8 protein-coding genes are annotated in these 9,285 nt (G+C 57.3%); 4 read left to right on the top strand and 4 right to left on the bottom strand.

Annotation, left to right across the window (positions count from 1 at the left end):
• From G6Q29_RS21405 to dalD, 3 genes are all read right to left on the bottom strand, one after another.
• Positions 1-781, bottom strand: a 781-nt coding sequence (locus tag G6Q29_RS21405; protein ID WP_165467002.1) for an MFS transporter, incomplete at its 3' end; no start/stop codon positions are given.
• 68 nt (positions 782-849) lie between these two features.
• Positions 850-2,313 carry a xylulokinase gene (gene xylB, locus G6Q29_RS21400; protein ID WP_165467001.1) on the bottom strand — a complete coding sequence of 488 codons (1,464 nt, stop codon included), beginning with the start codon at positions 2,311-2,313 and terminating at the stop codon, positions 850-852.
• Between the two features lie 9 nt (positions 2,314-2,322).
• The gene (gene dalD / locus G6Q29_RS21395) at positions 2,323-3,690 is read right to left on the bottom strand and encodes a D-arabinitol 4-dehydrogenase (protein WP_165467000.1); all 1,368 of its coding nucleotides are present in this window, start codon (positions 3,688-3,690) and stop codon (positions 2,323-2,325) included.
• A 211-nt stretch (positions 3,691-3,901) separates the two neighbouring features.
• Here dalD and G6Q29_RS21390 point away from each other — a divergent pair, with 211 nt between their 5' ends.
• A complete protein-coding gene (locus tag G6Q29_RS21390) occupies positions 3,902-4,849 on the top strand; it encodes a sugar-binding transcriptional regulator (RefSeq protein WP_165466999.1) in 948 nt (315 codons plus the stop codon).
• On the opposite strand, the gene G6Q29_RS21385 is transcribed toward G6Q29_RS21390, so the two are convergent.
• Positions 4,846-5,877: a LacI family DNA-binding transcriptional regulator gene (locus G6Q29_RS21385; RefSeq protein ID WP_165466998.1), complete on the bottom strand. Its 1,032-nt coding sequence runs from the start codon at positions 5,875-5,877 to the stop codon at positions 4,846-4,848. The two genes, G6Q29_RS21390 and G6Q29_RS21385, sit on opposite strands and share 4 nt — an antisense overlap.
• A 162-nt stretch (positions 5,878-6,039) precedes the next feature.
• On the opposite strand from G6Q29_RS21385, the gene G6Q29_RS21380 reads away from it, so the two are divergent.
• The 3 genes from G6Q29_RS21380 to G6Q29_RS21370 all read left to right on the top strand — a co-directional run.
• The gene (locus tag G6Q29_RS21380; protein ID WP_165466997.1) at positions 6,040-6,789 is read left to right on the top strand and encodes an SDR family oxidoreductase; all 750 of its coding nucleotides are present in this window, start codon (positions 6,040-6,042) and stop codon (positions 6,787-6,789) included.
• 11 nt (positions 6,790-6,800) lie between these two features.
• Complete coding sequence (locus tag G6Q29_RS21375) at positions 6,801-8,408, top strand: FGGY family pentulose kinase (RefSeq protein ID WP_165466996.1); 1,608 nt, start codon at positions 6,801-6,803, stop codon at positions 8,406-8,408.
• 96 nt (positions 8,409-8,504) lie between these two features.
• Positions 8,505-9,285: MFS transporter (locus G6Q29_RS21370; RefSeq protein WP_165466995.1), on the top strand; the 781-nt coding region annotated here is incomplete at its 3' end.

The raw sequence follows: 9,285 nt of genomic DNA, 5'->3' as shown, positions 1-9,285 counted from the left end.
AGGTGGTGAAGCCCAGCTCGTCAACAAACATCATCGGCATGATGACGGCAAACCCGAACAGGGAGAGAGTGTTGATAATACGCACCATGCTGGAGAGCAGAATACTGCGGTTGGTGTAGAGCAGCGTCGCCGCACGGCCCAGCTCGGCGAATTTCTCCCGGGTGGAAAGCGTCTGCATATGTCGTGGCGTTTCCACCTTACGCATAGAGACCAGCGCAATGATCCCGCCGGTTACGCAGAATGCCAGCGCCAGCCACAGGGTACCCATTTCCCCAATGTGCGGAATGGTAAAGCTCGGAATGTAGCTGCCGAATACGCCGATGCCGATAGAGTAAACCGCCCAGAACCAGCCCAGCGCCGCGCTGGTACTGTCGCTGCGAACGTTATGCACAATGGCGACGATAAAGGCATAGAGGAACAGCGGATAGGCCAGACCGCGGATCCCGTAGAACAGCAGAATTAATGCGTAATTTGCCTGACCCAGACCAAACACGAGAAACAGGACGTGGAAAACGCACCACAGCACGAAGCCAATCAGCATGGTTTTTTGCGGGGTGATAATTTCAGCCACCACGCCGGAGATCCACGCGGAGAGCGCCGCCGCGAGACCGTAGAGCGTGAAGGCGAAAGAGGCCTCAGCAGGCGTGAAGCCCAGCGCCTTAATATAGTGCGACAGAAATGCCAGCTCGAAACCATCGCCCGTCATAAAGACCGCGATAGCGATATACCCCCAGACCAGACTCAGGGGTAATCCCAGCCATTGTTTGTTATTTAACGACATATTGACCTCGTTTTTAGGGTACAGGGAACCACTCCGGCAGCATCGCCGGAGGGTCTTTGCCACAGAACTTATGGGTTTCGGTAGTTCAGGTCGTTTTGGTAAAGCGCGTTAAACTGCCGGTAACGCGCCATCAGCGCACGGTGGCGCGCCGGATCGCTGCGCCAGGTTTGATAGACTTCAGGTTTTTCGCACACGGAAGCCAGCGGCTTACCGGCGGCGAGACAGGCCAGCCGTGCAGCCCCCAGCGCGCCGCCGGTTTCACCGCCTTTATGCGTCACCACCGGCATCGCCAGGATATCGGCCAGCAGCTGGGCCCAGAAAGGACTCCGCGCCCCGCCGCCGACGAGGGAACACTGTTCAATCTGCGTGCCGCTTTCCTGTAACACGCGCAGGCCATCGGCAATACCGAAGCTGACGCCTTCCAGCACCGCATACCCCATCAGCGCACGCTGGCTGGAGTGCGTTAGTCCCCAGAACATACCCCGCGCAGCAGGATCGTTATGCGGCGTCCGTTCTCCGGAGAGGTACGGCAGGAACATCGGCGCGCTCGTTTTCTCCGCATCGCTTAGCTGGGCGATCTCCTCAAGCAATTCCAGCTCCGTGACGCCCACCAGACGACAAAACCACTGTAGACAGCTGGCAGCGCTTAACATCACGCTCATCTGGTGCCACAGGTTTGGCAGCACATGACAGAACGCGTGCACGGCGGACTGGGGCGCCGGGCGGTAGGCATCCGTGACCACAAACAGCACGCCGGAGGTACCCAGCGAAATAAACGCGTCGCCCGGCGAAACGGCCCCAACCCCTATCGCGCTGACGGCATTATCTCCCCCGCCGCCGGCAACGATAACCGAAGGATTCAGACCCCACCGCTGCGCCACCGCAGGCTCAAGGCGCGCCGAGACCTCACACCCTTCCACCAGCGCAGGCATGGCGGCACGCGACAGACCGCATTTTTCCAGCAGCGCATCCGACCAGTCTCGTTTTCCCACATCCAGCCACAGCGTCCCGGCCGAGTCCGACATATCAGAGATTTTTTTACCGGTCATTTTGAAGCGCAGGTAATCCTTCGGCAGCAGCACGGTGGCGAGACGGCTGAAGTTCTGCGGCTCGTGGCGGCGCACCCAGAGCAGCTTTGGCGCCGTAAACCCCGGCATTGCCAGGTTCCCCGCCACCTGGTGTAGCTCTGGCGCCATCTCTTCCAGCTCTGCGCACTCCTGCGCGCAGCGGGTGTCGTTCCACAGGATGGCCGGACGCAGGGGTTCACCCGCGGCATCCAGCAGTACCGCACCGTGCATCTGTCCGGAAAGGCCAATGGCTTTTATCGCCTGCCAGTGGTGACCACACTTCTCCCGGAGGGTGGCAATCAGGTATTCGGTTGCCTCCCACCAGGCTTCCGGCGACTGTTCAGACCAGTGCGGCTTCGGACGCTGTATCGTCAGCGGCGCGCTATGGGTGGCGACAACGCCGTTGTTTTCGTCAATGACCAGCGCCTTTACTTCTGATGTGCCAAGATCGATGCCCAGATACATACCCACCTCTCACTTAATCAGCGCGTAAACGTCAGCAATTTTTTCACGCAGGAGCGCGGCAAAATCTTCCTGGCCGGTCAGATCGCCAAACAGGGCGGTATCGCTGGCATATCGGGCTATCGGATCGTCCGATTCGAACATCGCATGCACCGCAGAGGCGTTGAGGATACCGTCCTGGTATTCATACGGCAGCTTGCCGTGATGCCACTGCTCCATATAGACGTAGAACAGCGCAGGCAGCATTGCGGTAGCGTCAGGACGTACACCGCGCTGATAACATTCACGCAGCGTTGGGGCGATCATGGCCGGGATCTTTGAGAACCCGTCGGCCGCGACGCGCTGGTTGGTGTCCTGAATCCAGGGGTTGGTAAAACGCTTAAGCACTACATCGCGGTAGGCTGGCAGGTCGATACCATTATTCCCCAGGCAGGGAATAACATCTTCCGTCACGTAGCGGTCGGCAATCTTGTAGATAAACTCTGTCAGCGTGCTTTCATGAATATACTGTTGCCCGACCAAAGTACCCGCCCAGGCGATACAGCTATGGGAGGCGTTGAGGATGCGGATCTTGGCTTCTTCATAAGGGATGACGGATGCCACCAGCTCCACGCCCACCGTTTCCAGTTCGGGACGAACGTCGCGGAAATTGTCTTCAATCACCCACTGAATAAAGCGTTCCCCCATAACCGGGGCCTTATCGTCTATGCCCGTCCGGGCCTTAATGCGCGCCGGGAGATCGGCCGCCGGACGCGGAGTGATGCGATCCACCATGGTATTCGGACAGGTCGCGTTAGCGCTCAGCCAGTCGATGACGCTTTGTTTGCCACTGAGGGTTAAGAATTCAATCAACCCGTCGTGGAAGCGCTCGCCGTTATGTCGTACGTTGTCACAGTTAAGCAGGGTTACCGGACCCGCTCCGTTCGCCATACGCGCTTCGAGGATGCGGGCAATTGTCCCGTAGATAGTTTTACAGCCGCCCTTAATATCGCTCGCCAGATCGGCATTGGCCACATCCAGCCGGTGGCTGGTGTCCAGATAATAGCCTCCCTCCGTCACGGTAAACGCGATGACCCGAGTCTGCGGGTTCGCCCCTTCGGCAATCAGCGGCTGCAAATCCGCCTGCCACGGGATCAGCGTCTGAATCGAGGCGATCTCTTCATAGTCTCTCTCGCCTTCCGGGCTGACGGTCTCCAGTACATATCGCCCCTTCTGCGCGGCGAGCGCCTGCACCACATGTTCGGCATCGTTGCGTATGTTGCCCGCAGCGATGTGCCAGCGCGTATCGCCGCCGGCAATCAGGCGGTGCAGATACCACGCCTGATGCGCACGATGAAAAGACCCCAGTCCAATATGTAGCCACGTGTATTTCTCGGTCATTGTTCTGTTCTCCAGTGAGGTTATGGCTGAACTGTAGATGATCATTTGATTAAAATAAGAGCCACAGATCACAAAAGAACAAATGACCACCTAAATTACAAATGACCAATAAAGAGCAAACCGCTTGCCTCCGCGCGGAGCACCCGCCAGAATGACAGACAATTGTTGTGGGTGTTTACCGCCCTCAACCCCACTCTTGAGGCAGGGAAACGTGAGCAAAGAAGATGACATCAGGCTCGATCAAAAAGTGCGGGCGGCATGGATGTATTACATCGCCGGGCTTAATCAAAGCGAAATTGCCAGCCAGCTCGGCACATCAAGACCGGTGGTGCAGCGGCTGATTGCCGCCGCGAAAGAGGAAGGCATTGTCTCGATTGGGCTTCATCACCCTGTCGCTAACTGTCTCGATTATGCGCAGCTTCTCGCGGAAAAATATCACCTGACCCACTGCAACATTGTGCCCGTTTACCGCAATGAAAGTGCGCTTGATAGCGTGACGTTTGGCTGTTATCAGCTGATGGCCCGCTACCTGCAAGGTGATAAACCCACGGTTGTCGGAATTGGCTCCGGACTGACGCTAAAAAAAACCATCAAGCGTATCGATTTTGACAGCCACAACACTCGCTGTGTCGCCCTAATCAGCGCCATGAACGAGCACGGGCAATGTAATTATTACGATGATGTGCCGTTGCTGCTGGCGCGTAAAATTCAGGGCAAATATTACCAGTGGCCGGCGCCACGCTATGCTCAGTCCAGCGAAGAGCATCAGATGTGGTGCTCAAACCGCCTGTTCCGTAACGTCTGCGCCGTGGCGGATGCGGCCGATGTCATTTTTGTCGGCATTGGGGCATTGGGCAGGCAGAGCCCTATCTTCAAAGACGGGTTTATCGATGAGGCACAGCTGGACGAATTGACCCAGCGCGGTGGCGTTGGCGAAATACTCGGACGCTTTATCGATGCCGACGGTAACGTCATCGACAGCCAAATTAATCGCTTTATTACCAGCTACGATATTCGTCAGAGCCAGTGTCCGCGTATTGCGGCCGCCTGCGGCGAGGATAAACGCCCGGCGATCCTTGCCGCCCTCAAAGGCGGCTGGGTAAACGGTCTGGTGACGGATGAACATACCGCACGCTGGCTGCTGACGCGTCAGGGCTAGCCCGAGAGGCTCTGGCTGCCAATCAGTTCCGGTGGGATCTCAATACGTCTGACCGAGGTATCACCGGAATCGAGAATTTCAAATACCTTCTCCAGCATCGCTGACACGTCCTGACGCACCATGTCGATATCATGTCCCAGCAGAGAGACAAACGGGTCCCAGTCAAAACAGCCCATCGGCGGCTGGTTTACGCCGGTCTGCCCGTTCTGGGCCAACCAACGTACCACGCCCTCCAGCGAAATGGTCGAATTGACAAACAGCCCCTTTAGCGCCGTCGATGGCGACGGGAAGGTAGCTCTGAGCTGCTCCTCCACGCGTGATGACGAGTACCCGGTGACCAGCAGCTGCTGTTCCGGAACGGTCAGCCCATGGGCCTGATGGGCATCAAGGAACCCGCGCAGGCGCTCTGCGGTGTTGTTATCACTCCGGCGTCCGCCCACGAAGGTCAACGGTGCCAGCGAACCAAATCGTTTAAAGCTGCTGGTGAGGATCCGCTCGGTCAGCATCTTCGCGCCGCCGTAGTTATCCGAAATGATGGAGGGTGCCAGGTTGCCCGGCAGATCAAGATTTAGCGTAGGCACGCCCGCCTGATGACAGAGTTCAGCAATTTTGTCCGGGTGTGTCGCCCCCGTGGCGATGACCCAGTCAACCTGCCAGGAGAGCATGGCACGGGCGGCATCCAGTTCGAGTTCTGGCTGCCGGCGCGTGCAGGTAATAATCGGCAGCAGCCCTCTGGCACGCGCCATCTCTTCAAATTTTTCCGCTATAGAGCCGAAATAGCGGTTGTCATATTTCGGCACAATCATGCCGACAACGTTTGATTTCTTGCTGCGCAGCAGGCTGGCCTGGCGGTTAACCGCGTAGCCCTGCTCCTGTGCAATGCGAGTCACTTTTTCCGCCAGCTTCGCGCTGATGCGACGTTTCTTCCAGTTGCCATTCAAAATAGCACTCACCGCGCTGGCCGAAACGCCGGTGAGTTCCGCCAGATCGTAGATGGTCGTTTTCTTCGTTTTCTCAACGCGCGTCACAAAATCGCCTCTTCATTTTGAATGTCTCTTGCTGGAGAAATAAGCAAGTGCTAGATCTGCTTCATCGATTGAGCAGTTTGCTTCACGCGTCAGTCAGAACCCCCGTTCTTCACGCGAAAGCAGACACACCCTAAAAATCATCTCTGCATAAAGGATTATAAAATGAATCACTCTGTCCCCTCCATGAATAGTTCCCTTCAGGGCAAAGTCGCTGCTATCACTGGTGCCGCCTCAGGTATTGGCCTGGAGTGCGCAAAAACGCTGCTCGGCGCCGGTGCTAAGGTGGTGTTAATCGATCGTGAAGGCGAGAAGCTTCAGCGAATTGTTGCCGAACTGGGCGAAAACGCCTTTGCCCTGCAAATCGATTTGTTCAAACCCGAGCAAGTGGACAATATGCTGAGTGACATTGTCAGCCTCGCCGGTGGCCTGGATATTTTTCACGCTAATGCAGGCGCCTACATCGGCGGACCGGTTGCTGAAGGCGACCCGGACATCTGGGATCGCGTGCTGAATCTGAATATCAACGCCGCCTTCCGCTGCGTTCGCGCCGTACTGCCGCATATGATTGCGCAGAAGTCAGGCGATATTATCTTCACCAGCTCCATTGCGGGCGTAGTACCGGTCATTTGGGAGCCGATTTACACCGCGTCCAAATTTGCCGTCCAGGCGTTCGTGCATACCACCCGTCGTCAGGTCGCGGAACATGGCGTGCGCGTGGGGGCCGTTCTGCCTGGGCCGGTCGTGACGGCTCTGCTCGACGACTGGCCGCAGGCGAAGATGGACGAGGCGCTGGCAAACGGCAGCCTGATGCAGCCGATTGAAGTCGCAGAATCGGTGTTGTTCATGGTGACCCGTTCGAAGAACGTTACCGTCCGGGACCTGGTGATTCTGCCTAACAGCGTCGATCTTTAAGGGCCACAAGGATGAAGAGTACACCAGAAACCGTTATCGGCGTAGACGTCGGCTCCGGCAGCGTCCGCGCAGGCATTTTCGATCTTAGCGGCAGGCTGCTTTCCCACGCGACGCAGAAGATCGCTACCGTGCACCGCAGCGGAAGCCGTGTGGAGCAGTCCAGCGCTGGGATCTGGCAGGCCGTTTGCCGCTGCATCCGCGAGGCGCTGACCCGCTCCGGAACGCCCCCGCAGCGCGTTGCCGGCATCGGGTTTGACGCTACCTGCTCGCTGGTGGTGTTGGACGACAATGGAGAACCACTGGCGGTCAGCCCTGACGGTGAAGCGGAAAACAATATCATCGTCTGGATGGATCATCGTGCGACAGACCAGGCGGAGCGCATCAACGCTACCCAGCATCCGGTGCTGGACTATGTTGGCGGAAAAATATCGCCCGAAATGGAGACACCAAAGCTGCTGTGGCTGAAAGAAAACCACCGAGAGGTCTACGATCGCGCCTGGCAATTTTTCGATTTGGCCGATTTCCTGACCTGGCGCGCCACCGGCGATGTTACCCGTTCCATCTGTACCGTAACCTGTAAATGGACGTGGCTGGCCCATGAGAATCGCTGGGACCCGGACTATTTCCGCACCGTTGGCCTGGACGAGCTGGCCGAAGAGGATTTTGTCCGCATAGGGCAGCATATTGCCGCCCCCGGCACGCCTTGCGGCGAGGGCTTAACGGAGCAGGCCGCGCGTGAGATGGGCTTGCTGCCAGGCACCCCGGTGGCGGTAGGGTTAATTGATGCCCACGCTGGCGGCATCGGGACGTTGGGCGTTGGCGGCGGCGCGCTGAACAATCTTGCGTATGTCTTTGGCACCTCATCGTGCACCATGACCAGCGCCGAGAGCGCCGTTTTTGTGCCCGGCGTCTGGGGGCCTTATTTTAGCGCGATGGTACCTGGACTGTGGCTGATCGAGGGCGGACAAAGCGCCGCGGGTGCCGCTATCGATCGGTTATTAAGTTTCCATCCTGCCGCGCCGCAAGCGCGCCAGCTGGCACAGGAGTCAGACCTGCCGCTGCCGGTTTACCTGGCTGACCGGCTTTTACAGACCTTCGCTACCTCCTCAGAGGCGGTGAACCTGGCAGCCGGACTGCACGTGGTGCCCGAATTTCTGGGTAACCGTGCGCCCTTTGCCGATCCCCATGCGCGGGCCACGATCTGCGGGCTGGGCATGGAGAACGACATCAATAACCTGATGGCACTGTATGTGGCCGGCCTGTGTGGTATCGGTTACGGTTTGCGACAAATCATTGACGCCCAGCGTGAATGCGGCGTACAGACCGAAAATATTGTTATCAGCGGCGGCGCGGGCCAGCACCCTTTCGTCCGCCAGCTGCTGGCAGATACCTGCGGGCTGCCGGTGTTAGCGACCCAATGCACCGAGCCGGTATTACTGGGTTCGGCCATTCTCGCGGCGGTGGCGGGAAATATAGCGCCTTCAGTAACCGATGCCATGAAACAATTTACCCACGTGGATAAATATTTCTATCCGCAAGCGAACTATCAGTCCCTTCATCTGCGTCGATACGAGGCTTATAAGCAGTTACAACAGACTGCGACAACAATCAGAGACTAAATACTCTTCAGTATATGTAGAGAAAAAGACAATAAGAAAACTCACGCCGGAATATGTCCGGTGTGGGCTTACCTGTACGCTACAAACGAGGTCTATATGTCCGAAATAAATAAACAGTGGCTGGGATTGCCGCTGAACCTGCTATGGGGATATCTGGCGATCGCGGTCTTTATGACGGGTGACGGTTTCGAGCTGGCATTTCTGTCGCACTATATTAAATCACTGGGCTTCACGCCTGCTGAGGCCTCTTTCGCCTTCACGCTCTACGGTCTCGCGGCGGCGCTCTCCGCGTGGATCTCCGGCGTGGTGGCTGAAATTATCACCCCACAAAAAACCATGCTGATTGGCTTCGTGCTGTGGTGCGTTTTCCACGTCCTGTTTCTCGTTTTTGGTCTGGGTCAGGCAAATTACGCATTAATTCTGCTGTTCTACGGGATCCGCGGTCTGGCCTATCCGCTGTTCCTCTATGCCTTTATCGTGGTCATTATTCATAATGTGCCTGGCGATAAATCCAGCTCGGCGCTGGGCTGGTACTGGGCGGTTTATTCCGTGGGTATTGGCGTGGCGGGCAGTTATATTCCGAGCTTTACCATTCCGCACATTGGGGAGATGGGCACTCTGTGGCTGGCGCTGGCGTTTTGTCTGGCGGGGGGGATCATCGCCATGGTATCCCTGCGCAGCGTCAAAACCCCAACGCACATGCATAATCTCTCCACCCGGGAAAAATTCGCCGAGCTGGGCCGTGCGGCGACGCTGCTCTATACCAACCGCAGTATTATGCTCTCCAGCATGGTGCGTATTATCAACACTCTCTCCCTGTTCGGGTTTGCCGTCATCATGCCGATGATGTTTGTTGACGAGCTGGGCTTCACCACCT

This window comes from Enterobacter cloacae, assembly GCF_011078175.1.
Classification (GTDB): domain Bacteria; phylum Pseudomonadota; class Gammaproteobacteria; order Enterobacterales; family Enterobacteriaceae; genus Enterobacter; species Enterobacter cloacae_Q.
The sequence above is the reverse complement of the archived record's forward strand: the minus strand, read 5'-3'. Positions and strand labels throughout refer to the sequence as shown.